This window comes from Dokdonia sp. R78006 (assembly GCF_042466145.1).
Classification (GTDB): Bacteria; Bacteroidota; Bacteroidia; order Flavobacteriales; family Flavobacteriaceae; genus Dokdonia.
In genome coordinates this window covers 2,707,322-2,731,563 of record NZ_JAXHBU010000001.1, presented here as the reverse complement: position 1 = coordinate 2,731,563, position 24,242 = coordinate 2,707,322, and the positions used below count along the sequence as shown (strand labels likewise).

Here is a 24,242-nt window from a genome sequence, read left to right as displayed (position 1 = left end):
ATTATATAGTAGACTAAATCCTATTATAATCTGCAATCGCAAATACCTTCTAATTTTACTTTTCCTGAGCAATTAGGGCATATCTTACATATAACTTTTGCGGGATTACCAACAGCTATACTGTGGCTAGGAATATTCTTTGTAACGACTGCTCCAGCACCAATAATAGTACTATTCCCAATTTGAATACCTGGTAAAACAACACAATTACTACCTATCCATACATTTTTCCCAATTTTAATGGGATCACTCTTTTTATGTTTTGTCAGATCTTCATTTGAATGATTGGCACTAATAAAACTACAATTATAGGCCCAAATAGTTCCTTCTCCTATTTCAATTCCGTTGATTGCTTGATAATAGCATCCTCCAGAGGTAGCTAAGCTTAAATATACACTTTGCTTATCTTCACCAAGAATAATAATGCTTTTAGCATTATTTACCCGTGATGTAAAATGCAATAAAAAAGGGCTAGGACTATTAATGCGAAGAATAACTTTGCAAAAAGAATTTAATAAATATGTTCCGAAACCGGTTGCATAGTATTTTCGATCAATAAGTCTTTTAATGAATGGAATAAAACAAAAAAGCTTGAGGAATCTAATCATAGGATATATATTAAAAATATCAATAACTGAAGTATTAATAACACTTTATTTAAAATTATTGTTTTTAAATACTCCATAAATAGCTGCTCTTTGTAAATGTAAATCACCCACATCAGGAACGTCGATAGTAAAGTACCAAATACCACTCCTTGAATTCCATAAAAATTATATAAAACTAAAGAGCAAATTATATTTGTTATCAAAACAACAAAACTAATCTTTGTAATAAGTTTTGTCTTACCTTTTGCAGTAAGTAAAATTCCATAGCTATTATTTCTAAATAACAACACCAAAAGGTAGGTTTTAAATAATACTACAGATTCTTGATAGGAATCATTGTAGATAAAAAAAATAATATCTTCGGCAAAATACATCGTTAGTAAAATAATTGGATAAGTTATATAGGAAACTTTTTTGGTCGTTTGCAACCATAAGTCTTTTGCCTCGTATTCTTTTCCTTCTCCTATGAATTGAACCATTTTGGGAAATATTTGTTGAGAAAACGCTGCACTTAGCATTGCGAAAATGGGTATTTCGAAAGCCCCTACTGCAAAAATTGCAAATGTTGCTTCATTCTCAAAAATATTTACAATAAACTTATCTAGATAAGAGCTAAATAATCCAGAAAAAGTAGCTAAGTATAAGGGAAAACCATACACCCACATTTTCTTAACAGTCGCTTTATGCTTACTAAAAAAATTTATAGGTAGCCCTAAAGACTTGTAATAAAAGAGAGAAGGAAAAAGGAAAACTGAAAAATACGAAACTACAGCTATAGAAACATAATACTCAATTGAAATAGCCAACAGATACCATCCAGCAACTAAAACTATAAGACTAAATATTCCTCCAAAAAAGGACAACTTAGTTAACAACTCTGCCTTACCTAAGTTTATATAAATATATCTCAGCGTTTTATTAAAAAGAAACGCTAATAATGGTAGAGGAAAAAACAAAGAATTAATATAATAAACTCCAATATTAATTATGGTTAAATAATGTAATATATTAACAATTGCCAATGCAACAAACAAAATAAGAGCAATTCTAAATATTACAAAAGTTAAGTTCTGAAAAAAGAATAATATGTCCTTATTTTCCTTAGCTATAAAATATTTAAAACTTTCTGTAAAGCCAAATGAAAGAAAAGGGATTCCTAAATTCATGATAAAGAAAGTTTCTTTCCAAACGCCGAAATCAGAGACGGATAATCTCTTTGAAAAGATAAAGTCGATGAAAATAAATAAAAAAGCTATAAAGCTTTGTGAAATAGCAAGATGAAATGCCTTTAAAGTATTACTTCCTTGATATTTATTTAAATAGGAAATTATTTTTTTGTACAAAATAAATAAGTTAAGATGATAGAGAAAGACAGTAGAGTTTTAATAGTAAAAACCTATAAAACTAAGCTTAGATTTTAAACTTCCTTCCAAAGACTACTTACATATGATCGAGATACAATAAATAAATATCGAAATACAGCTACTATAAATCCAACAATTCCGTAAATAAACAGTGTTATGATAGAATTATTCCCATCGGCTCTAGAAGGTACAACAGCCGGGTTTATAATAGTAAAATTAGGAGTATCCTCCTTAATTTTTATACTTTGAGTAATTCTTTGTTGTTCCAAATCCGAATATAATGCATAAAGTAATGTACTCTCACTCTCTAATTCTCTTTTGCGTATTAATGACGACTCTGTAGTGTTAAATCGGTTACGATCTGAATATCTGGCTAGTGAAATTTGGGAATCCTTATATTTTTGTTTTGTTTCTTGGTATTGATTTTCTATAAAATCATATTTTTCTTGAGCCTTACCAATTCTATACCTTATAATTTCCTTTTGTAACTTTAATTGCACTTGTTTTGCCAGTTGTGCTGCCGCAATAGGCTCTTCCCTAATAGCTGTTCTTATCTCCAGAGTACCATCATCCTTACTAATTGCAAACGAAACTTTCTCTTGTAGAGATTCTAGTACTCTTCTATCATCGTTTGTTATATATTCCAAAGAATCAATTCTATCACTAGATATACTTTTTACTTCATTTTTACCTGAGATTAGCCCAGGAAGTCCTACTGTATACTTAGCGACCGTCTGCATTATCGGAGTTCCTTCTCTTTCTAAAACATATCTTCTCAGGGTAATAAGAGAATCTTCGTTTTTTAACTTCAATGGAGTATCAAAAAGTTGTTTTCTAAATTCCCAACTATCAATAATTTGAGGATATAAAAAAGTTGGTATATCATTAGTAGATGATGATTTAATAGTACCTCCACTTATTAATGATGCTATGCCACCCAAACCGCTAGATTGCGCACTACTTGAATCTTGTGTTATAAACAAGACACTAGAGCTATACGTTTTTGGTTTGCTTAAAACAACTATTACCCCTAAAATTAGAAAGACTGTAACAGAAATTATAATAAATCTCTTAGTTTTTAAAAACCCCTTAATAAGACTTAATATAATCTTATAGTCGTTTTCATTAGAATGATCTAAATGTTTTTTCATATTAATTTGAAAATAATCTCTCCATTAATAATCCCAATGTTGCAAAACCGGTACTTATACCTAAAATTTCTTGAGTACTAATTCCTCCTGCACGTTCCTTCTTTGCTGGCACTATAACTAATGCTCCTGGTTCAATGGATGGGTAAGATTTAAAGAACAGAAAATTCTTTGTCGCTTTAATATCACCATTTGCATATATCACATAAGATTTTCGTTTTAATGCTTTACTATTAAAGCCTCCAGATTTACTTATGTATTCTTTAAAGCTAATAGACTTGTCATATCGCACTAATGATGGTAACATCACCTCTCCTTCTACTTTTATAGTTTGCTTTATAGATGGTATAATTAATCGATCACCATCTTTAAGAATCATGTTGTTTTTTGAAGTTTCTCCCTCTTTAAGTAGCTTTTTAAAGTCAATACCCACACGATACTCTTCTAGATTATTAAGATTAATATTTATATTTTTTGTAGCAGTACTGTCATTTACATTATCTGAAGTTAATTGTTGTATAACTTCTTTGTAATATGGATTTTTCCTCACTAAGCTTCCTCCTTGTTCAAAAGCATATGGTGAGAGACCTCCTGCTTTATTTACAAGATCAAGTATGCGCTCGTTTTTAAAACTTACATCATAACTTCCTGGATAAAGGACTTCACCTGTAACAGAAACGGCAATTCTGTCTCCAGAACCTTTCAAATAGCGTACAGTGATTTTATCATTAGGCTCAAATACAAATGTAGTATTGGTATTGACATCTAATCCCCCCTCTGCCGAGATTTTAAATGTTTCTGAGACTGTTTTATAGTCGTCATCTATAACCTCTCTAGTTACATCAATAACACGCGCGTCTGCCTCCTTTTCATAACCACCTGCCATAATAACAAGTTCTTCAAGACTAACTCCTTCTATATAAGATATTGTTTTGGGATTTTTAACTGCGCCTCCTATTGTGATTGTACCTAGCTCACGCACGCTATTCTTGTCAAAAACATTGACTACGTCATTTACCTTCAAGTAAATATCTCCATCTGTCGTTAATGAGTAGGATTGAGAAGTACTATTTTGCCCTTCTATATTACTTGTAATAACAACTCTATCAAGATATGCTGTTTCCTTAAGACCACTTGCTTTACTAAGCAACTCTTGCAAGGACATATTAGATGTATACTCATAATCTCCAGGTCTATAAACAGCACCGTTTATAGTTACACGATTTTCTACCTTATCGATGATAGAACCAACAGTAATAACGTCTCCGTCAAAGAGTTGCTCATTTCTAAAATCATTTAAGCTTATTTCTTTAAGTACTTTTCTATCACCTTGTATTCTCTCTAGTTTTATAATTTCTCTAAATGCATTAGAAGTAAAACCGCTTACATATTTTAATAAATCGGAGAACTTTTCTGATTTTTTTATTTCGTACACCCCTGGACGTTTAACACTTCCTGTTATGTTTATTTTAGAAATATAGGGTTTTACAATAATTACATCCTGATCTCTTAAAGTAACGTTCCCTACCTGACTACCATTAATCAAGTAATCATATATATCAAACAAAGGCATCTCAACACCGTTACGAACTAATTTAATTTCTCTAAAAGTACCTTGATCAGTAGGCCCTCCCACTGCATACAACGCATTAAGAACTGTAGATAATGCACTTAAAGAGTAAGTGCCGGGCACCGCTACCTCTCCTATAATATTTACTTGTACTGTTCTTACACTAGACAAGGAAATGTCTGTGAAGATTTTATATGGACTACTATTTGGTGCGGATATGCCTCTATAAACATTAAGTAATTTACTTTTTATTTTAGAACTGGCTTCTTCCATAGTTAGGCCGCTTACCAATACTTGACCTACATTAGGTATTTTAACGCTACCATTTCTGTTTACTACTAGATCATATGTATTCTCTGCTGCTCCCCATAAACTTATAACAAGACCATCACCAGGACCTAATTGATAATTTACAGGTGTAGCAAGATTAACATTAGGCTGAAAACTAATATTTGGATTATTAAAAAAATCATAACCAAATAATGTTGACTTTTTTGGCACCCTCGTATTGTCTAATGAAGTATCCACATTAGTATTGGGAGTAATCGCAAGATTATCAGGAGTACTTTGATTTCCTGCTTGATTTTCACCCACCTTTCCTACTAAAGCATTTACTTGATCTTGAGATAGTCCTTTAGATAGAGCTAAAGCCTTTAGCTGCTCAGGTGTATAACCACTTGCCTTAGCTTTAGAGATTAGACTCTGAACATCTTGAGATGGCATTGCATTAATATCTTCAACTGTTTGGCTATAAGATTTTGTCGTTGCAATAAGAACAAAACAAATTGCAAATACAGAAATTAACTTTTTAGATATTGTCATTGATTCTGATGTATTGTTCATATTAAAAAAATTATCTAGTCATAATTTACTTAATATTAAACTACTGTTTTATTTATACTTTAAAAGGCCTTCTATAATCTTTTTGCTAGCTTCACCATTACCATAAAGGTCTAATGAGAAATCTGGCTTTTTAGTATTGACATCATTAAATGCTTTCATAATAACATCAAAATTTGCTCCTACTAGCTGATTGAACCCATTATCTATAAGCTCTACCCATTCTGTCTCGTCTCTTAGAGTGAGACAATACTTTTCAAAAAAATATGCTTCCTTTTGAAGTCCTCCACTATCTGTTAAGACTAGTGAACAATTCTTAAGAAGATATAACATCTCAACATAGCCTACAGGATCAATGCAATGCAGTTGCTCACCAATCTCAATATTATATTTCGCCATAAAGCTTTTGGTTCGAGGATGCAATGGCAGTACTACGGGAGTATCTTTAGATATTGTATTGAGTGCTTTAAATATAGCCCTCAATCTAGCCGGATCATCTGTGTTTTCTGCTCTATGAATTGTTGTTAAAACAAATGCAGCCGGTATACTTTCTTTGGGCGCTTTCGCGAAAGCGGAAAACATTAAACTAGCATCCATCATCACATCACCATTTTTTACAATAGCGATATCCAAATCATTATAACCCTCATTCTCTAAATTTTGTACTGCCGAGTCTGTTGGGCAAAACAAAACAGTACTTACTCTATCAGTAAGAATACGGTTCACCTCCTCCGGCATACGCATATTAAACGATCGTAATCCAGCCTCAATGTGTGCAATTTTTATATGGAGCTTTGATGCCGCTAGAGCTCCAGCAAGTGTTGAATTTGTATCGCCATACACCATTACCCAATCAGGCTTTTCTTCAAGCAATACTTTTTCAATAGCTTCAAGCATTTGCCCGGTCATCGCACCATGCCCTAACCCATTGATATCTAATTGATATGCTGGCTTAGGTATATCCATTTGCTCAAAAAAGACATCACTCATGTTACTATCGTAATGCTGTCCTGTATGAACTATTACTTCATCAATAGTTTCTGGTGGTCTAGTATTATTAAACTCTATAAAAGATCTACTTACCGCTCCAGATTTAATAAATTGAGGTCTAGCTCCTATGATTGTAACTACTTTCATTATCTATTTCTTTCTAAAAGGATGGATAGCTAAGCTCTTCTTTGCATAAGGGTGATATTCTCCCTTAAGACCTACTGGGCTAGAGTTACGTATGTCGTATACAATATCTATAGCTTGTGAAGCATCTTCTATTCCGTAACCATTGCCTTTTAAAATCTCTTTATAGCTTGTCGTATGTAAGTCTGTAAAGCCACCACTAAACTCAAGCTCTTCACCCTCAATAGTTATTGACCTATATGTTCGTTGTCCTTTTTCAACTATTTCCTTAGGCAGTACATCTTCATTTATCGATAGGAACCAACGTACACGGGCTCTTTCAAGTTCTAAATATCCAGAAGCTCTATCGTGCTCATAAATATGGGTTATATTTTGCTTAACACCTCCAAAAATCCATGATAACATATCAAAAAAGTGAACTCCAATATTTGTTGCTATTCCTCCTGATTTAGACTCATCGCCTTTCCATGAAGTATAATACCAATTACCTCTTGAGGTGAGATATGTAAGATCTACGTCATAAATCTTATCTTTAGGACCATTGTCAATTTTTGCTTTCAAGTCTATAATACTCTGATGTACTCTTAACTGAAGAATATTATAGATTTTTTTTCCTGTTTCCTTTTGAATATTCTTTAATGATTCAACGCTCCAAGGATTTAGTACCAACGGTTTTTCACAAATTGCATCTGCACCTTGTCTCAATGCAAACCGGATATGAGCGTCGTGTAAGTAATTAGGAGTACAAATACTCACAAAATCTAGTTGTACATTTTTATCATATTTCAATTTAGAAATATGTCTATCAAAACGTTCAAACTCTACAAAGAAGTCCGCATTAGGAAAATAACTATCTATTATACCTACGCTATCAAAATTATCTAATCCAGCTATTAGATTGTTACCTGTATCTTTTATAGCTTTCATATGTCTAGGAGCTATATATCCTGCTGCTCCGATTAATGCAAAATTCTTCATATCTATTTTATGCTATTCTTTGTACTGTATTGTTTACTATTTTATACTCTTGTTGTGTCTCTGGACAAAAAGCAAGATTATTTTCGTCAAAAGTTAAACGATGTCCATATTCACTTACCCACCCTATTTGTTTTGCGGGATTACCTACCACTAAGGCGTAATCTGGTATTTCTTTTGTGACTACTGCTCCTGCACCAATAAATGCAAATTTCCCAATATCATTTCCACAAACTATCGTTGCATTTGCACCGATAGAGGCACCAATTTTAACTCTAGTCTGAGCATACTCTGCTTTGCGGTTTACTGCACTACGAGGATTGATTACGTTTGTAAAAACCATAGATGGCCCAAGAAAGACATCATCTTCACAAATCACACCTGTATATATAGATACATTATTTTGAACTTTTACATTCTTACCTAATATAACCTGAGGAGATATAACAACATTTTGACCAATATTACAGTCATCCCCCAAAACACAGCCAGGCATTATATGAGAAAAATGCCAAATTTTTGTTCCTAGACCAATAGAGCAACCTTCATCTATAACTGCCGTTTCATGAGCAAAGTATGTTAGTTTTGGCATAAAAAAATAAAAGTTTTTCGTGATTTTGAACTAGTTGCAAATATAGTTTCTTTGATTCTCATCTGCTAATTAAAATTTAATCTTTCAAAAGCCGCTTTTTTAGCTAGTATAACAAACAACAATGTAAAAACATACTGAACAACTATCCTTTCCCTACAGCGTAATAATCAAAACCTATATTTTTTAAAAACTCTGCGTTTAACAATGCCCTTCCATCAAAAACAAAAGCAGGCTTTTGCATCAGATTGTAAATTTGCTGCCAGTCATATCCTACAAACTCATCCCACTCGGTCATAATCGCAATAGCATGGGCATTCTCACAAGCTTCCATAGGATCTGTGACCACCGTAACTAAAGCTCTGTTTTCTGCTTCAGAACGAGAGTTTAAATAATCTAAATCTGCTAGAATCTTTTCCTCAGAAACTTTTGGGTCGTATATAACAACCTCTGCTTGTTCATTGAGTAAATAATCTGCTACATAAATGGCCGCAGATTCTCGGGTATCATTAGTGTCCTTTTTAAATGCCCATCCTAACAATGTAATCTTCTTACCAGAAACAGTGTTAAACAGCGTTTTTACTATCTTTTCTGCAAATCGCCTTTTTTGATAATCATTCATAATAATTACCTGCTCCCAGTAATCGGCTACTTCATCAAGCCCATACGTTTTGGCAATATAAACAAGGTTCAAAATGTCTTTTTGAAAACAAGAACCTCCAAAACCTACAGAAGCCTTTAAAAATTTAGGACCTATACGTGAGTCTGTACCTATTGCTCTAGCAACTTCTTGAACATCTGCTCCAGTAACTTCACATAGTTCTGACATGGCATTTATAGAAGATACTCGCTGTGCTAAGAAAGCATTTGCCGTAAGCTTAGAAAGCTCTGAAGACCATACATTTGTTCTCAAAATACGTTCTTCTGGCAACCATTTTGCGTAAATTTCTGCAAGTGCATCTGTTGCTTTTATTCCTTCTGGTGTAGCCTCTCCACCTATTAAAACACGGTCTGCGTCTAACAAATCTTGAATTGCAGTTCCTTCTGCTAGAAACTCAGGGTTTGATAAAATATCAAAGCGCACACCATTTCCTGTATTATGTAAGATATTTTGAAGTGCCTCCGCCGTTCGTACGGGAAGTGTTGATTTTTCCACTACAATCTTATCAGACGTTGCTACTCTTGCAATTTGTCGAGCACATAGCTCGATATACTTAAGATCGGCAGCCATGCCTTTTCCTACACCGTATGTCTTTGTTGGTGTGTTAACAGAGATAAATATAAGATCTGCTTCATCTATTGCTTTATCTACTTCTGTTGAGAAAAATAAATTCCTTCCTCTAGCCTTTCCTACTACTTCGGCAAGTCCTGGCTCATAAATAGGTAAGTTGTCCAAGTTTTTATCATTCCACGCGGCAATGCGTTTTTCATTAAGATCTACTACAGTTACCTTAATATCTGGACACTTTAATGCTATGACAGACATGGTAGGACCTCCTACATATCCTGCACCTATACAGCAAATATTTTTAATCTTCATTCTAGTCTAATTTGTGGCAAATCGCAAATATAGCGGTTTGAATAATAAGGTAGTTGTGGTATTCCTTTACGCTTTCGCGAAAGCGAACTTAAGACTTTACGTAATAAGACTTGTACCATGTTACAAAAGCTGCTATCCCTTCTGCAACAGAGACTGAAGGCTCATAGCCAAAATCTTTTTGCAATGAGGAAACATCTGCCCATGTTCTGTGTACATCTCCATCTTGCATAGGCATCATTTGCTTTGTAGCAGTTAGGCCTAGCTCTGATTCCAATGCCGAAATAAAATCTAACAACCTTACCGGTTTACTATTCCCAATATTATAAATTGGGTTTTTAGACTGCGAAGCACTAGAAATTACTGTCATCACACCATCTATGATATCTGATATATATGTAAAATCACGTGAGAGATTACCTTCGTTAAAGACTTTAATAGGTTTGTTATTTAATATAGCATCTGTAAATAAAAACATCGCCATATCTGGTCTTCCCCAAGGCCCGTAAACGGTAAAAAATCGTAATCCTACAGTCTCTATATTAAATAGATGACTATACGTATGCGCCATTAACTCATTAGATTTCTTAGTCGCTGCATAAATACTTATAGGCTCATCTACAGGCTGCTTTTCTGTAAAAGGGACCTCTTTACTATTACCGTAAACACTGCTACTACTGGCATAAACTAATTTTGAAACTTTATAATCTCTACAGCATTCCAAAATATTCAAGAAACCCACAATATTAGTATCCACATACACTTCTGGGTTTTCTATAGAGTATCGCACTCCTGCTTGAGCTGCAAGATTACAGACTTGATCAAAGGAATTTGAGCTAAACAGTTTTGGTAGCGCTGCTCTATCTTGAAGATTTAATCTAATAAATGAGAAGTTGTCTTCTACAGTACTAGCAGAAAGTGTATTCCACTTTTCTGCCTGTTCCTTCACTACACCCAGCTCTTTAAGTCTATCAAACTTGAGTTGTGGGTCATAATAATCGTTTATATTATCGAGGCCTACCACAGCGTGACCCTCGCTCAGTAATCGTTTACAAAGGTGATAGCCTATAAATCCAGCAGCGCCAGTAACAAGAATTTTCATAAATCAATTAATGTGCTACGAAGTTAGGACTAAAAAGTGATTCTTTATTATATAATAGTTTCTCCCTGGTATTTTCAAAATAAACAGCTCCTCCTACTCCTTCACAAATAGCGTCTCCCGCTGCAGTATCCCATTCCATACAAGGCCCAAAACGCGGATACACATCTGCAGTTCCTTCTGCAACTAGACAAAACTTATATGCACTACCAGATGGTACTACTTCTGTATTTTTACCTGCGTTCTGCAAGTCCTTAACAAATTCTTGCGTTTTTAAATTTAAGTGAGAGCGACTAGTGACTACTTTGACGACATTAAGGTCATTGTAGTTTTTAAGCTTTCGCGAAAGCCGGATTGCCTTACTTATCAACGTTTTCCATGAGATATCATCTTTGGGATCAACCAACTTATAACTAGCTCCATCATCTGACCCACCAGCATACAAAGTATTATTTATAGGAACATAAATCACACCAAAAACAGGTCTATTATCTACTACTAAAGCGATATTTACCGTAAACTCACCGTTGCGTTTTACAAACTCCTTGGTACCATCGAGAGGGTCTACCATCCAAAATTGATCCCATTTTGTACGAATTTCAAAAGGTATTTCACTTCCTTCCTCACTCAATATTGGAATCCCAGTTTCCTCAAGATGAGCTACAATAGCTTCATGAGCATTTAAATCTGCCTCAGTGAGCGGAGAATTATCTGATTTATGTGCTACATCAAAGTCACGACGGTAAACATCCATAATAACTTCCCCTGCTCTTATTGCAGCTTTAATTGCGATAGTTTTCCAAGATTCATTCATTATAGTCTTTTGAGCATTTTTTGCAGCGAACTACCCCATTCTGGAATATCAACTTGAAATTGCTTTTCAATCTTATGCGTGTCTAGCACACTATTTTTAGGGCGTTTTGCTTTGGTAGGAAACAAATCACTTGTAACTGGAGTAATGAGAACATCGATTTGTGAGTTCTCAAAGATGGCTTTCGCAAAATCATACCAAGTAATACTTCCCATATTAGAAAAATGATATACACCGGAATTATCTTCTTTCAATTCTCGGGCAACAGTTAAAATAGCATATGCCAGGTCATTTGCCCAAGTAGGACAACCCAACTGGTCATTTACAACAGAGAGCTGACCCCTTTCTTGCCCTAATCTCAGCATTGTTTTTACAAAATTATGACCGTACACACTATAAACCCATGACGTTCGAATAATAGCGTATTTTGATATCTCTGAAGCCTCAATTAAGATTTCTCCGCCTAGTTTTGACGCACCATAAACTGTTTGCGGATTAGGCTTATCACTTTCTACATATGCAGTAGATTTATTATCATCAAAAACATAATCTGTAGAGACATGAATTAATGCACAATCGCGCTTTTTACACTCCTCTGCGAGATAACCCACAGCTGTTTCATTAATAAGGAATGCTTGATCTTTATCGTCTTCGGCAGCATCTACGGCTGTATATGCAGCAGTGTTGATAACAACATCTGGTTGATGTGTATCAAACACTGATGAGATATTATCACGAGAAGTTATATCAAAGTCTTTTCTTGAAAGAAACACATAGTAAAAATCCTTATGGTACTTAGACTGCTCTAGTAAAGCCATTCCCAGCTGACCAAGAGCTCCAGTGACTACAATCTTTTTTAATGTGACCTCTCTATTACTCGCAGTAACATTCATTAAAAAGAAATGTTTTTAAGTTCGCAGAGCATAGGGTTTTCTAAATCCTTAGGAGAAAGCAAAAATTCATGCTCGTCAAGCAACCAATCAATCTTTAATGATACATCATTGTAAGCAAGTCCACGTTCACTTTTTTGATCATAAAACGCGTCACACTTATATGCAAAGATAGCAGTATCACTCAATGTAATAAACCCATGCGCCATTCCTTTAGGTACAAAGAGCTGCTTTTTATTAGCACCTGAAAGTTCGATAGCAAAAGATTTTCCATAAGTAGGTTCTTCCTTACGAAGATCTACAACAACATCTAGCACCTCACCCTCAATGACTCTTACAAGCTTAGACTGAGCATGTATTCCTATCTGAAAATGGAGCCCTCTTAGTACCCCGTACGTAGATTTAGACTGATTATCTTGAACAAAAGATGGGGAGAAACCTGCAAATTTTTTAAAAGCTTCTGAATTATATGATTCATAAAAATATCCTCGGTCATCTTCAAACACGTTTGGAGTGCATATAATTAAATCTTTGAATGCTGTTTTTTGAAATTCCACTATAGTGTATTTATATATTGTGCATAGGCACCTTTACCATACCTTGATGCGCTTGCCTTAAGTGCTTCGTATGATATCCAATTCATTTTGTAAGCAATTTCTTCAAGACATGCTATCATTGTACTTTGATTGCGCTGTATCACTCTTATAAATTCTGTTGCATCATCTAGCGCGTCTACTGTACCTGTATCAAACCAAGACATACCTCTACTCATGATACCTACTGAAAGTTTTTTCTTCTCGAGATATTCTTGATTGATTGTAGTAATTTCTAACTCTCCGCGTTCTGACGGTTTTATTTTCTTTGCAATCCCCACTACCTCGTTATCATAGAAATAAATTCCAGGAACTGCGTAATTAGATTTTGGTGTACTAGGCTTTTCCTCAATGCTTGTTGCCTTCATTTCCTTATCAAAAGCCACAACACCAAATCGTTCTGGATCTCTAACGGGATAAGCAAAAATAGCCGCACCATCAACATCATTCTTACTTTGCAATAACTGACTAAGGCCATTACCGTAAAAGATATTATCTCCTAGAACTAGTGCTACTTTATCCGGTCCTATAAATGATTCACCTATTATAAATGCCTCTGCAAGTCCGTTTGGTGATTCTTGAACTTCATATTGAAAATTACAGCCTAGCGTGCTTCCATCACCCAATAAACGCTCAAAAAGGTGACTATCTTCAGGTGTAGTTATTATTAATATCTCTCTTATACCCGCAAGCATTAACACAGAGATAGGATAGAAAATCATAGGTTTATCATACACAGGTAACAACTGCTTACTTACCGCTATGGTAAGTGGTGATAAACGCGTCCCCGAGCCGCCTGCTAGTACAATACCTTTCATTATGAGTACATTTTTTTATAATATTCTTGGTAAGATCCGGAAGTTACATTTTTGAGCCACTGATCATTAGCAAGATACCAATCTACGGTAAGCGATAGACCTTCCTCAAAGGTAACTGATGGTTTCCAACCAAGTTCTTTTTCAATTTTTGTTGCATCAATTGCATACCTCTTATCATGACCAGGACGATCTTTCACGTAAGTTATAAGTGATTTTGAAGAATCCCGCTTTCGCGAAAGCTTCTCATCCATTATATCACATAATAGCTTTACTAAGTCAATATTTTTCCACTCATTAAAACCGCCTATATTATAGGTTTCCTTTAATTTACCTTTTTCAAATATGAGTGCTATTGCAAATGCGTGATCCTTTACAAATAACCAATCTCTCGTATAATTTCCATCACCATACACAGGTAGTGGTTTATGCTCAATGATGTTATTTATAAATAAAGGAATTAATTTTTCTGGAAATTGGTTAGGACCATAATTATTAGAGCAATTGCTAATTATATATGGTAAACCATAGGTTTCTCCATAAGCTCTTACAAAATGATCTGAGCTTGCCTTAGACGCTGCATAGGGGGAGTTTGGGTCGTATGACGTATTCTCTGTAAACAAGCCTGTCTCACCAAGTGTACCGTACACTTCATCTGTACTGATATGGTAGAAAAGTTTTGACGAATAATCGTCTTTCCAAATACTCTTTGCAGCATTAAGAAGATTAAGTGTTCCAATAACATTAGTCTGCACAAAGGCTATTGGATCTTTTATACTTCTATCAACATGAGATTCGGCAGCTAGATGAATTACTTTATCAAATTGATATTTAGAAAACAGATTCATTAAAAAAGGGGCATCATTGATGTCCCCTTTTATAAATGTATAATTGCTAGAAGTTTCTACATCAGAAAGGTTTTCTAGGTTTCCAGCATAAGTAAGCGCATCAAGATTGTAAATATGACTTTTGGGAAAAATTTCTAAAAATAGTCTCACCACTTGAGACCCTATAAAACCTGCTCCACCTGTAATAAGAATGTTCATTACAGCTTAGCATCTGCTTTATTACCTAACACCCCTTTTACATCATAAACTACAGATTTATCATTCTTAAGAGAATTTAAATCTAAAGAAGCAAATTCTTTATGCGCCACGGCTTGCACGATGGCGTCATATTTTTGGTTTGGAACTTCTGTAAGAGCATCTAGACCGTATTCATGGTGTACCTCGGCTGCATTTACCCATGGATCAAAGATAGTTACATTAACCCCAAATTCTTTCAAGTGTCTTATAACATCTGTAACTTTCGTGTTACGTACATCTGGACAGTTTTCTTTAAAAGTGATACCTAGAATCAATAACTCAGAACCTTTTACTTTGATATCGTTTTTAAGCATAAGCTTTACCACCTCAGAGGCTACATATGCTCCCATACTATCGTTAAGTCGACGTCCTGCTAAAATAATTTCTGGATGATATCCTAATTCTTGTGCTTTCTGTGCTAGGTAATATGGATCTACACCTATACAGTGACCTCCTACTAGGCCAGGTTTAAATGGTAAAAAATTCCACTTTGTACCTGCTGCTTCTAGAACATCATGTGTATTGATACCCATCAAATTAAAAATCTTAGCTAGTTCGTTTACAAAAGCAATATTGATGTCACGTTGAGAGTTCTCGATTACTTTAGAAGCTTCTGCTACTTTTATAGTTGGAGCTAGATGCGTTCCTGCAGTAATTATAGAGCTGTACAAATCATCTACTTTCTTCCCTATTTCAGGAGTGCTTCCAGAGGTCACTTTTAGTATTTTCTCTACAGTATGTTCTTTATCTCCTGGATTAATACGTTCTGGAGAATACCCTACAAAAAAGTCTACATTAAACTTAAGTCCGCTTACGCGTTCCAAAACTGGCACACACTCATCTTCTGTTACACCAGGATAAACAGTACTTTCATAAACAACGATATCACCTTTCTTTAAAACTTTACCTACAGTCTCACTACTTTTATATAAAGGAGTAAGAACAGGTCTGTTATTTTTATCAACCGGAGTCGGCACGGTTACAATATAATAATTACAATCTTCAATATCCTTACTATCTGCACTACATAACAATCCATTTAAGTCATTATTTTCAGTCTTAAGTACGCCTTGTAACACCTCATCAGAAACCTCTAATGTGCTATCTGTACCTGATTGAAGTTCTGCAATACGTTTTTCATTTATATCAAATCCTACCGTGTTATATTTAGTTCCAAATAACCTAGCCAATGGTAATCCAACATAACCTAATCCAATAACTCCTACTTTAATTTTTGTCATATTAATTTTCTTTATATGCTTTTATTGTAAAGACCTTTACTTTTATTTTAAATTTTTCCAATACCAAGCCATCGCTTCCTTGAGACCATCCTTAATACTATACTTAGGATCATATCCTACTCTCATTTTTGCACGATCAATACTTGCTAGGCTATGCGGAACATCACCAGCTCTTTTGGGTCCAAATTTTATTTCAACATCTGCAATTCCACTGTCAAATTGACTTAATTCAGTTTTTAGAATCTTAACAAGTTCGTTTAAATCAGTTCTTTCTCCGTAAGCAACATTGTAAACTGTATTAATTGCCTCCTCATTCTCAGTGAGCATTGCTCTGATATTCATTTGAATTACGTTGTCAATATACGTGAAATCACGAGAAAAAGTACCATCACCGTTCATAACTGGTGATTCATGGTCCATTAATAACTTTGTAAATTTAGGAATAACAGCTGCATACGCTCCATTAGGATCTTGCTTACGACCAAAAACATTAAAATATCGAAGTCCTATACAATCTAATCCATATGTCTTATGAAATACATCTGCATAAAGCTCATTCACATATTTTGTGATGGCATATGGTGATAATGGTTTACCAATAATATCTTCTTTCTTAGGTAACCCCTGGGAATCACCATAAGTAGAAGAACTGGCAGCATATACAAAACGTTTTATGCCTTTGTCTTTAGATGCTATAAGCATATTCAAGAAACCTCCTACATTTACTTCGTTACTTGTTGCTGGATCTTGAATAGACCTTGGAACTGAGCCTAATGCTGCTTGATGAAGTACATAGTCACTATTAGAAACAGCGTTCTCACACACTTTAATATCTCTAATATCACCATTTATAAATGTGAAGTTAGGATTTGATATAATAGCATCAAGGTTATGTTTATGGCCTGTAGCCAAATTATCTAAACAAGTAACAATTGCTCCATTCTCAATCAATACCTCGCAAATATTTGAACCTATAAATCCAGCTCCGCCAGTTACTAACACCTTCTTTCCCTCGACTTGAGAATATACACTATCAATCATAAAAAAAATTTTGAGCAAATATAAAGTATTTTGACTGTCTAAAGAAGATTGTTTGTTTTACCATATCCTTAGCATTTGTGGTTAAACTTATACTAAACCAAATGTATATTTGATATTAATCCTAAACACATTTGTAACTTTATTTAAATAAAAAAATAAAACTATGAATTATTTGAACTTAGATACAGAAAAGAGTAAACATACAGTAAATGAACTCAACACGCTGCTTGCAGATTACCACGTGTACTACCAAAAGCTCCGTAACTTTCACTGGAACATTTCAGGAGTAAATTTCTTTGATTTACATATTAAATTTGAAGAATTATACGATGATGCAAAATTAAAAATTGACGAAATCGCAGAGCGTATTCTTACACTAAGATTTGCACCTACTAGTAATCTTTCTGACTACTTAGAAAAATCAAGCATCAAAGAGGCAAAATCAGATTTATCAGATAGAGATATGGTCGATAACATTCTTGAAGATCATGGAATTATTTTAAAACAACTAAGTGCTGTTGTGAAGAAAGCAGATGAGGCTGGTGACGAGGGAACTATTGACCTCATTGGAGCATATATACGTGAATTAGAAAAAACAAGCTGGATGCTGGATGCATGGAGAAAGAAAACAGCAGGAACATACACTGAAGCATAAGTTTAACACATATGTTACTAAAAAGGCTCAATTACTATTTTGTAATTGAGCCTTTTTTACGTCTGTAACAATTCTTTTATTCCTCTGGAGTAAAACTATACTCAGGTACCTTCCCTACTGCTCCTTTAAAAAATGCATAGATAGTTTTCATATCTTCCTCAATATTTCCAGATGGATATAATGGTTGAGAAATACGATGCTCTTTCTTACCAAAATCAAAAGCTACCATAATGATAGGTACTTCTGCTGCTAGGGCTATGTAATAAAAGCCGGTTTTTAGTTTGTCAACTTTCTTACGCGTTCCTTCTGGAGCGATTGTAAGTCTAAATTCTTCTTTATCCTTAAAGACATCTGCGATAGACTGTACTTTATCTTGACCTGGAGTTCTGTCTATAGGTGCGCCTCCCATTGCCTTAAAAAGAAGACCCATAGGCCACTTAAACAGTTCTTTCTTTCCTATAAAGCCTATTTTCACATCAAGTGCGCTTCGTAATAAAATCCCCATATAGAAATCATGCCAACTGGTATGCGGCACAGCGATTACCACTGCTTTTTTTACAGTATCTTGAGAAAAATCACCTATTGCTTTCCAGCCTATAACATCGTTATATATCCATTTAAAAAATCCCATAACTTTTATAAATCTTTATAAATTTTTATTGCCTTCTCAAGATCTTCTGGAGTATCAATTCCTATTGCTAGCTTGGAAGAACGTACCATTTTTATCTTTTTACCATATTCTAAAAAGCGGATGCATTCTATCTTTTCTGCTTTTTCTAATGGTGTCATGTTCATAGAAGCAAAGTCTAAAATAGCTTGCTTTCTAAAAGCATATATTCCCTTATGCTTGTAGGTAGTTATACCAGCTGTAGTATCTCTCACGTAAGGCAAAGGAGATCTAGAAAAATACAGAGCAAAATCTGCGTTATCTACTATTACCTTAACATTGTTAGGATTTTCAATTTCAGATACATCTGTCATGGGCATCATTACACTTGCAAGATCTATTTGATCTGCATCTTCATCATAGAATACATCTAGTACCGGTGCAAGATCTTCTCGTGTAGTAAAAGGCTCATCACCTTGTACATTTACCACAATATCTACATCAAGACTTGCAACAGCTTCTGCAATACGATCGCTACCACACTCATGTTCCTTTATGCTCATGATTGCTTTACCTCCAGCATCTTCTACCGCTTTGTAAATAACCTCACTATCAGTAACTACAAATACTTCATAAAAAAGTCCCGTTGCCACAGTACTCTCGTAAGTGCGCACAATTACTGGCTTACCAGCCAAATCCTTCATCATTTTGCCTGGGAAACGTGAGGCTGCATAGCGAGCAGGAATCATGGCTATAATTTTAAGTTGTTTACTCAAAAAAGATATTTTTAGAAAATTACAAAGGATGTGTTTACGCTTCCCGAAGTAAATTCGGGACGAGTTTCTCGACAGCGTGATACATCACCTCAAAACAAGTAGCGAAGTTAGTGAAAAGAGTACAAAAGCTATGCTCTTCTAAGACGACGAATTACCTTCCAAACTAAGCCCACTAATAACAATACGAGAATAAGTGCCAAAATAGGAGAAAATATACTTGCCACAGAGACTGTAGTCGCAGCAATTGTTTCTGTACCAGCGATTACCGGGTTTGCGAGTCCACCAGTGGTTGCAGTACTTCCTAATCTTGTAGCACTTGTAGTGCCAGAAACTGCTGCCGCTGCTCCACCTCCAGCAATAATGGCAAGTGCCCAAGTGATAGTAGGATCCATATCTCCCATCGTTGCTACCATTAATAATGTACCTGCTACTGCAGCTAGTGGTACCGATATAGTGTCTAAGATATTATCTACCCAAGGAATAAAATAAGCTCCTATTTCAAAAATTGTGGCTACTCCTAGTAACACTAATGCGGGAACACTTCCCACCCATTCCCATGAATTGTTTACAGGAAACCAGCCAAAATGAGCCGATAGACTTAATACTAATAAAGGGACAAATACTCTAAAGCCTGCAGATGCCGCCAGAGAAAATCCTAGAATGATACTTACAATTAATTCAAAACTCATAATGGTAAACTTAACTAATAATGTGCACAAGGTAATAATGAAAAAGAAAAGTGCCAACGTACTAACCTATCCCCTAGCCCCGATTGCAGTGAAAATCCCGCAAGAGCTGGCGCAACCGCGATGAGGAATTGTAACGTAAAGCGGGAAATAGCTCCAAAAGACCTACAACTTAAGCCTCTTCTACAAACATATCATCTTTAAAGCCTATTAAGTACAGCTTACTTTTAGATCGTGTGATAGCTGTATATAACCATCTCAAATAATCTTTATTCATCCCGTCAGGAAGATAGGGTTGCTCTATAAAAACATTATCCCACTGTCCACCTTGTGATTTGTGACAGGTGATTGCATAGGAGAATTTAACCTGTAGGGCATTAAAGAATTTATTATTCTTTATTTTTTGGAAACGTTTGTAGTTAGAAGTTTCATCTGCATAATCTTTTTGAACTTCCTTGTATAAGGTGTCACCTTGCTCATAAGGAAGTGCTGGCGTCTCAAGGGTAAGTACGTCAAGCATGACAACAGTTTCAAAAGGTTGCATCTGTGGATAATCTACCATTTGCACTTTTACCTCTGCAAAACGGAAACCGTAGAGTTCCTTAATTGCTAGAATTTCTAGCACTTTTACAATATCGCCGTTTGCAATAAATCCAGCATCACTTTTTGCATCAATCCAGAAGTAGTTATTCTTTACCACCATTAAGTGATCTCCAGCCGAAATTTCCTCTTCTTGAAATAGAATTCTGTTTCTTATTTGCTGATTATATAAGTTTGCTCGTTTGTTCGATCGTACGATGATGGCTGTCTCTTCTGTACCTACGCTACTGTAACAGTCATTGATGGCATCCATAATCTCATGACCATCTATAAGTCGCACCACGTCTGTAAATCCTGCGATGTCAAATTTAAAATCTTCATAAAACTCTTCAGAGAGTTGCTCCCTTAAAGCGGTTGCGTTCATAAGGATACCACTATCCTCTGCTTGCCTCATTACTTCATCAAGCTGTATGGTCTCAACATTTTTATTATACTGCATGGAAAGCAGATTAATGTCAAGTGCAGGAGACATATCAAGCTTTACTGGTGGTAACTGCGCCTCATCACCTACCAGAATGAGCTTACAATTATGACCGCTATAAATGTATTGCATCATATCATCTAGTAGTGATCCATTATCAAAAAACTTAGACTCTGCAGCCCTATCAGAAATCATAGATGCTTCATCAACTATAAAAATGCAGTTTCTATGCTTATTGGGTTGCAGACTAAAAGAAACGCCCCCTCCACGCTCTTTTTTTGGGAAATAAATTTTTCTATGGATGGTATAGGCTTGTTTTTTACTGTAATTACTCGCCACCTTTGCCGCTCTTCCTGTAGGTGCCATGAGCACAGATGTCATGCCAGCTTGCCATAAATTTTTAACTACAGTCCCAATTACTGTTGTTTTACCTGTACCTGCAAACCCTTTAAGAACAAACACTTTATCCTTAGAGGTGTCAAATAGAAAAGTAGACAATTGCTCTAACAGCCTGTCTTGCTTTAAAGTAGGTGTGTGCACAAAGTCTTTAACTAGCTGCTTGTAAAATGCTCTGGGTTCTTTAATCATAGGAGGTTGAGAATGCTCGCAAATTACATAATGAAAAATGAGATAATAAATTTTTGTGTGTAAAAAAAAATTGTAGATTTGTTCCTAACCATAACTAATTTTAAACATCATTACATGAAACTAGTAATACAGCTTGTACTTTGGGTAGTAATTGCCGCTTTAGGTTACCTTCTTTTTAACGCAGTTTGGGGAGAGGTAGAATTTAATGAAATAAAAGAAAAGCGATATAAGGCCGCTATTACCAATATGAGAGACTTACGTCAGGCTCAATTAGCTCATAAAACTGTAACAGGTAAATATGAAAAAGACTTTGACAAACTAGTTCGTTTTATAGACACAGCTGAGTTCACAATAACTCAACGTAGAGATACAACTATACTTGATGTAGAAAAAACTAAGCGTTTCCGTGTAGATACTTTCAAAGAAATTGTTGTTACAGATACATTAGGTACTAAATCTATCAAGGACTCTTTATTTAAAGGTTCAGATCGCTATAAGACAATGATAAATGTTCCTATTGAAGGGATTGATGCAAAGTATACTATGGACGCTGGAGAAATTGAGAAAAGTAACACCATGTATCCTGTTTTTGAAATATCTATAAAAAAGGAAATTTTACTTGCAGATCAAGATAGAGACTATCTTCAAAAAGAAAAACAAATTGTATCTGTAGACGGTGTAAATGGTGATGCCTTGACAGTAGGGTCAATGGTTTCTATTAATACAAATGGTAACTGGCCTAAGAGTTACGGTGCTAATGACTAATAGCAAGCATGCAAATTCATTATATAGTCTGTCCATCCAAATACATTTGGATGGACTTTCTTTTTTTACTCAACATATCCATTCTAAGGACGTAAAGGATGCAGAGGTAGTACGCTTTCGCGAAAACGTGAATCCTACAACCCTACTTGTTGAGATAGAAAAGGCTTTCAAAGAGATAGAGGCGCTTGCACAACCATTTTCTAAGGTTACTGTGGTATATGCTAACGAATTGTTTACGCTTGTCCCACAGGCGCTATTTGATAGTGAGAAGGCAGCAGACTATCTTAAGTTTAATACAAAGATTTTAAGTACTGATTATATAGCTCACGACACCATTGATTTTTATGATCTTATCAATGTCTATGTGCCCTATTCAAACATAAACAACTTCTTCTTTGACACTTTCGGATCGTTTGAATATTATCACAGTACGACAATATTTGCAAAACATCTTCTTACGGAGTATTCTAATAATGAAGAAGCTCAAGTATTAATAAATTTACAAAGCTCGTATTTTGAGATGGGCGTTGTAAAGAATAAAAAACTACTTTTTATTAATAGGTTTGAAATACGCGCCAAAGAAGATTTTATATATTACCTACTTTTCACACTAGAACAACTAGAACTTAATCCAGAAAATACACCTGTAACACTTACAGGTACTATAGAAAAGGATGACGAATTTTATAGTATAGCACATACGTACATCAGACATCTTATTATTAAAGATAGTCCGTCTACCAGCCTCACAAGATCTCAATCCCTACTCGCAACACTACTATGACAAGAATAATCTCAGGAAAATATAAAGGACGCCGCATCGCTGCTCCAAAAAAATTACCCGTACGTCCTACCACAGATATGGCAAAGGAAGCATTGTTTAATATTCTGAGAAGCAATTACCATATGAGCCAGCTTAGGGTTTTAGACCTTTTTGCTGGTACAGGAAATATAAGTTATGAGTTTGCCTCACGCGGCTCAGACCAGATTACAGCCGTAGATGCAAATTATGGTTGTGTGCAGTTTATAAATAAAACGGCAGAGGAGTTTGAATTTTCAATTCAAACCATAAAAAGTGACGTATTTAAGTATCTAGAGCGTGCAAGAGGTACTTATGATATTATTTTTGCAGATCCACCTTACGACATCAACATTAAGGATTTTGAAAAAATAGCAACGCTTGTTTTTAAACAAAATTTGCTAGATCAAGATGGCACCTTGATCATAGAACACGGAAAATATACTAAAATGGACTCGTTTCCTAATTATGTACAAACACGTAATTATGGTGGCAATGCCTTCAGCTTTTTTGAAATGCCAGAAAGCGACGAAGAAGAATAACAATTTATATAAGCACGCTTTCACAAGACTCGTCCCGAATTAACTTCGGGAAGCGTAACAACATATAGTATAACAAATAAATCCCGCCACTAGCGGGATTTATTTGTTATAAAAAGCTTGTAAAATCTTAAAAAAAGCAGGCCTATAAGCCGGATTCTGTTCACTCTAGATGATTCTAGAGATTCCTTATTATTTATCTGGGATTACCATTACTAGTAACCTCTATCTGCCTACCCTCCCACAACGCGCGGATCGCACTTAACTGTGAGTATACTTGACATTGCACCGCATAGAGTTTACCTGGGTTCGCTACAGCATTACCTGTACATTCTTTCTGTTGCACTTGTCCTCCACTAAAAATAAATTTAGCGTGACGGCCGTTAGCCGCTATGCTATCCTATGGTGTCCGGACTTTCCTATCCATTGCTGGATCAATAAGGCGGCCTGCTGGCGCAAAGGTACT

24 protein-coding genes and 1 other RNA gene are annotated in these 24,242 nt (G+C 35.1%); 4 read left to right on the top strand and 21 right to left on the bottom strand.

Going from position 1 to position 24,242, the window contains the following annotated elements:
* Positions 1–23: 23 nt before the first annotated feature.
* The 16 genes from SJY37_RS12160 to SJY37_RS12085 all read right to left on the bottom strand — a co-directional run bounded on the left by SJY37_RS12160 (position 24) and on the right by SJY37_RS12085 (position 17,340).
* A complete protein-coding gene (locus SJY37_RS12160; protein ID WP_379953135.1) occupies positions 24–608 on the bottom strand; it encodes an acyltransferase in 585 nt (194 codons plus the stop codon).
* Positions 605–1,951 (bottom strand): hypothetical protein, encoded by a 1,347-nt coding sequence (locus tag SJY37_RS12155; protein WP_379953134.1) that lies wholly within the window; start codon positions 1,949–1,951, stop codon positions 605–607. The genes SJY37_RS12160 and SJY37_RS12155 overlap by 4 nt, the downstream gene beginning before the upstream one ends.
* 74 nt (positions 1,952–2,025) lie before the next feature.
* The gene (locus tag SJY37_RS12150) at positions 2,026–3,123 is read right to left on the bottom strand and encodes a hypothetical protein (RefSeq protein WP_379953133.1); all 1,098 of its coding nucleotides are present in this window, start codon (positions 3,121–3,123) and stop codon (positions 2,026–2,028) included.
* 1 nt (position 3,124) lies between these two features.
* Positions 3,125–5,533, bottom strand: coding sequence for an SLBB domain-containing protein (locus tag SJY37_RS12145; RefSeq protein WP_379953132.1), 2,409 nt, complete (start codon positions 5,531–5,533; stop codon positions 3,125–3,127).
* A gap of 48 nt (positions 5,534–5,581) precedes the next feature.
* The gene (gene wecB / locus SJY37_RS12140) at positions 5,582–6,667 is read right to left on the bottom strand and encodes a non-hydrolyzing UDP-N-acetylglucosamine 2-epimerase (protein ID WP_379953131.1); all 1,086 of its coding nucleotides are present in this window, start codon (positions 6,665–6,667) and stop codon (positions 5,582–5,584) included.
* 3 nt (positions 6,668–6,670) lie between these two features.
* Positions 6,671–7,642: a Gfo/Idh/MocA family protein gene (locus tag SJY37_RS12135; protein ID WP_298324793.1), complete on the bottom strand. Its 972-nt coding sequence runs from the start codon at positions 7,640–7,642 to the stop codon at positions 6,671–6,673.
* 7 nt (positions 7,643–7,649) lie between these two features.
* Positions 7,650–8,231, bottom strand: a complete 582-nt coding sequence (locus SJY37_RS12130) for an acyltransferase (protein ID WP_298324791.1) — start codon at positions 8,229–8,231, stop codon at positions 7,650–7,652.
* A 142-nt stretch (positions 8,232–8,373) separates the two neighbouring features.
* Entirely contained in the window at positions 8,374–9,768 is a 1,395-nt protein-coding gene (locus SJY37_RS12125) for a UDP-glucose 6-dehydrogenase (RefSeq protein WP_298324788.1), read from the bottom strand.
* Positions 9,769–9,856: 88 nt separating this feature from the next.
* Positions 9,857–10,867: an NAD-dependent epimerase gene (locus tag SJY37_RS12120; RefSeq protein ID WP_298324785.1), complete on the bottom strand. Its 1,011-nt coding sequence runs from the start codon at positions 10,865–10,867 to the stop codon at positions 9,857–9,859.
* A 7-nt stretch (positions 10,868–10,874) separates the two neighbouring features.
* Positions 10,875–11,678, bottom strand: a complete 804-nt coding sequence (gene cysQ, locus SJY37_RS12115; RefSeq protein WP_298324783.1) for a 3'(2'),5'-bisphosphate nucleotidase CysQ — start codon at positions 11,676–11,678, stop codon at positions 10,875–10,877.
* On the bottom strand, positions 11,678–12,568 hold the full coding sequence (gene rfbD, locus SJY37_RS12110; protein ID WP_298324780.1) for a dTDP-4-dehydrorhamnose reductase: 891 nt from the start codon (positions 12,566–12,568) through the stop codon (positions 11,678–11,680). Before rfbD ends, cysQ begins: the two co-directional genes overlap by 1 nt.
* Positions 12,568–13,122 carry a dTDP-4-dehydrorhamnose 3,5-epimerase gene (gene rfbC / locus SJY37_RS12105; protein ID WP_298324777.1) on the bottom strand — a complete coding sequence of 185 codons (555 nt, stop codon included), beginning with the start codon at positions 13,120–13,122 and terminating at the stop codon, positions 12,568–12,570. Before rfbC ends, rfbD begins: the two co-directional genes overlap by 1 nt.
* Complete coding sequence (rfbA, locus tag SJY37_RS12100) at positions 13,122–13,976, bottom strand: glucose-1-phosphate thymidylyltransferase RfbA (RefSeq protein ID WP_298324774.1); 855 nt, start codon at positions 13,974–13,976, stop codon at positions 13,122–13,124. The genes rfbC and rfbA overlap by 1 nt, the downstream gene beginning before the upstream one ends.
* Positions 13,976–15,019: a dTDP-glucose 4,6-dehydratase gene (gene rfbB / locus SJY37_RS12095; protein WP_298324770.1), complete on the bottom strand. Its 1,044-nt coding sequence runs from the start codon at positions 15,017–15,019 to the stop codon at positions 13,976–13,978. Before rfbB ends, rfbA begins: the two co-directional genes overlap by 1 nt.
* Complete coding sequence (locus SJY37_RS12090; protein WP_298324767.1) at positions 15,019–16,299, bottom strand: nucleotide sugar dehydrogenase; 1,281 nt, start codon at positions 16,297–16,299, stop codon at positions 15,019–15,021. Before SJY37_RS12090 ends, rfbB begins: the two co-directional genes overlap by 1 nt.
* A gap of 42 nt (positions 16,300–16,341) precedes the next feature.
* The gene (locus tag SJY37_RS12085; protein ID WP_298324764.1) at positions 16,342–17,340 is read right to left on the bottom strand and encodes an SDR family oxidoreductase; all 999 of its coding nucleotides are present in this window, start codon (positions 17,338–17,340) and stop codon (positions 16,342–16,344) included.
* 163 nt (positions 17,341–17,503) lie between these two features.
* Here SJY37_RS12085 and SJY37_RS12080 point away from each other — a divergent pair, with 163 nt between their 5' ends.
* Complete coding sequence (locus SJY37_RS12080; protein ID WP_298324761.1) at positions 17,504–17,995, top strand: Dps family protein; 492 nt, start codon at positions 17,504–17,506, stop codon at positions 17,993–17,995.
* A 76-nt stretch (positions 17,996–18,071) separates the two neighbouring features.
* Here the strand turns inward: SJY37_RS12080 and SJY37_RS12075 are convergent, their stop codons facing one another.
* From SJY37_RS12075 to SJY37_RS12060, 4 genes are all read right to left on the bottom strand, one after another.
* Positions 18,072–18,626, bottom strand: a complete 555-nt coding sequence (locus SJY37_RS12075; RefSeq protein WP_298324758.1) for a 1-acyl-sn-glycerol-3-phosphate acyltransferase — start codon at positions 18,624–18,626, stop codon at positions 18,072–18,074.
* A 5-nt stretch (positions 18,627–18,631) separates the two neighbouring features.
* Positions 18,632–19,351 (bottom strand): 3-deoxy-manno-octulosonate cytidylyltransferase, encoded by a 720-nt coding sequence (gene kdsB / locus SJY37_RS12070; RefSeq protein ID WP_298325464.1) that lies wholly within the window; start codon positions 19,349–19,351, stop codon positions 18,632–18,634.
* Between the two features lie 155 nt (positions 19,352–19,506).
* Complete coding sequence (locus SJY37_RS12065) at positions 19,507–20,067, bottom strand: DUF4126 domain-containing protein (protein WP_298324753.1); 561 nt, start codon at positions 20,065–20,067, stop codon at positions 19,507–19,509.
* Positions 20,068–20,236: 169 nt separating this feature from the next.
* Positions 20,237–21,673 (bottom strand): ATP-dependent RecD-like DNA helicase, encoded by a 1,437-nt coding sequence (locus SJY37_RS12060; RefSeq protein WP_298324750.1) that lies wholly within the window; start codon positions 21,671–21,673, stop codon positions 20,237–20,239.
* Positions 21,674–21,787: 114 nt separating this feature from the next.
* Between SJY37_RS12060 and SJY37_RS12055 the strand changes: the two genes are divergently transcribed.
* From SJY37_RS12055 to SJY37_RS12045, 3 genes are read left to right on the top strand one after another with little or no spacing between them, the layout of a single operon-like run.
* Complete coding sequence (locus SJY37_RS12055; protein ID WP_298324747.1) at positions 21,788–22,438, top strand: hypothetical protein; 651 nt, start codon at positions 21,788–21,790, stop codon at positions 22,436–22,438.
* Positions 22,431–23,222, top strand: coding sequence for a DUF3822 family protein (locus tag SJY37_RS12050; protein ID WP_379953130.1), 792 nt, complete (start codon positions 22,431–22,433; stop codon positions 23,220–23,222). The genes SJY37_RS12055 and SJY37_RS12050 overlap by 8 nt, the downstream gene beginning before the upstream one ends.
* A complete protein-coding gene (locus SJY37_RS12045) occupies positions 23,219–23,779 on the top strand; it encodes an RsmD family RNA methyltransferase (protein WP_298324741.1) in 561 nt (186 codons plus the stop codon). The genes SJY37_RS12050 and SJY37_RS12045 overlap by 4 nt, the downstream gene beginning before the upstream one ends.
* Positions 23,780–23,908: 129 nt before the next feature.
* On the opposite strand, the gene rnpB is transcribed toward SJY37_RS12045, so the two are convergent.
* An RNA gene (rnpB, locus tag SJY37_RS12040) (RNase P RNA component class A) lies at positions 23,909–24,230 on the bottom strand.
* Between the last annotated feature and the right edge of the window lie 12 nt (positions 24,231–24,242).

Bases quoted from the DNA above. Each gene is read 5' to 3' on its own strand.
- cysQ (WP_298324783.1), bottom strand. From the start codon at position 11,678: ATGAATGAATCTTGGAAAACTATCGCAATTAAAGCTGCAATAAGAGCA.
- SJY37_RS12125 (WP_298324788.1), bottom strand. From the start codon at position 9,768: ATGAAGATTAAAAATATTTGCTGTATAGGTGCAGGATATGTAGGAGGT.
- SJY37_RS12160 (WP_379953135.1), bottom strand. From the start codon at position 608: ATGATTAGATTCCTCAAGCTTTTTTGTTTTATTCCATTCATTAAAAGA.
- SJY37_RS12050 (WP_379953130.1), top strand. From the start codon at position 22,431: ATGACTAATAGCAAGCATGCAAATTCATTATATAGTCTGTCCATCCAA.
- SJY37_RS12145 (WP_379953132.1), bottom strand. From the start codon at position 5,533: ATGAACAATACATCAGAATCAATGACAATATCTAAAAAGTTAATTTCT.
- SJY37_RS12060 (WP_298324750.1), bottom strand. From the start codon at position 21,673: ATGATTAAAGAACCCAGAGCATTTTACAAGCAGCTAGTTAAAGACTTT.
- SJY37_RS12075 (WP_298324758.1), bottom strand. From the start codon at position 18,626: ATGGGATTTTTTAAATGGATATATAACGATGTTATAGGCTGGAAAGCA.
- SJY37_RS12090 (WP_298324767.1), bottom strand. From the start codon at position 16,299: ATGACAAAAATTAAAGTAGGAGTTATTGGATTAGGTTATGTTGGATTA.
- SJY37_RS12135 (WP_298324793.1), bottom strand. From the start codon at position 7,642: ATGAAGAATTTTGCATTAATCGGAGCAGCAGGATATATAGCTCCTAGA.
- SJY37_RS12085 (WP_298324764.1), bottom strand. From the start codon at position 17,340: ATGATTGATAGTGTATATTCTCAAGTCGAGGGAAAGAAGGTGTTAGTA.
- SJY37_RS12130 (WP_298324791.1), bottom strand. From the start codon at position 8,231: ATGCCAAAACTAACATACTTTGCTCATGAAACGGCAGTTATAGATGAA.
- SJY37_RS12055 (WP_298324747.1), top strand. From the start codon at position 21,788: ATGAAACTAGTAATACAGCTTGTACTTTGGGTAGTAATTGCCGCTTTA.
- rfbD (WP_298324780.1), bottom strand. From the start codon at position 12,568: ATGAATGTTACTGCGAGTAATAGAGAGGTCACATTAAAAAAGATTGTA.
- rfbA (WP_298324774.1), bottom strand. From the start codon at position 13,976: ATGAAAGGTATTGTACTAGCAGGCGGCTCGGGGACGCGTTTATCACCA.
- wecB (WP_379953131.1), bottom strand. From the start codon at position 6,667: ATGAAAGTAGTTACAATCATAGGAGCTAGACCTCAATTTATTAAATCT.
- SJY37_RS12080 (WP_298324761.1), top strand. From the start codon at position 17,504: ATGAATTATTTGAACTTAGATACAGAAAAGAGTAAACATACAGTAAAT.
- SJY37_RS12120 (WP_298324785.1), bottom strand. From the start codon at position 10,867: ATGAAAATTCTTGTTACTGGCGCTGCTGGATTTATAGGCTATCACCTT.
- kdsB (WP_298325464.1), bottom strand. From the start codon at position 19,351: ATGATTCCTGCTCGCTATGCAGCCTCACGTTTCCCAGGCAAAATGATG.
- SJY37_RS12045 (WP_298324741.1), top strand. From the start codon at position 23,219: ATGACAAGAATAATCTCAGGAAAATATAAAGGACGCCGCATCGCTGCT.
- rfbB (WP_298324770.1), bottom strand. From the start codon at position 15,019: ATGAACATTCTTATTACAGGTGGAGCAGGTTTTATAGGGTCTCAAGTG.
- SJY37_RS12150 (WP_379953133.1), bottom strand. From the start codon at position 3,123: ATGAAAAAACATTTAGATCATTCTAATGAAAACGACTATAAGATTATA.
- SJY37_RS12065 (WP_298324753.1), bottom strand. From the start codon at position 20,067: ATGAGTTTTGAATTAATTGTAAGTATCATTCTAGGATTTTCTCTGGCG.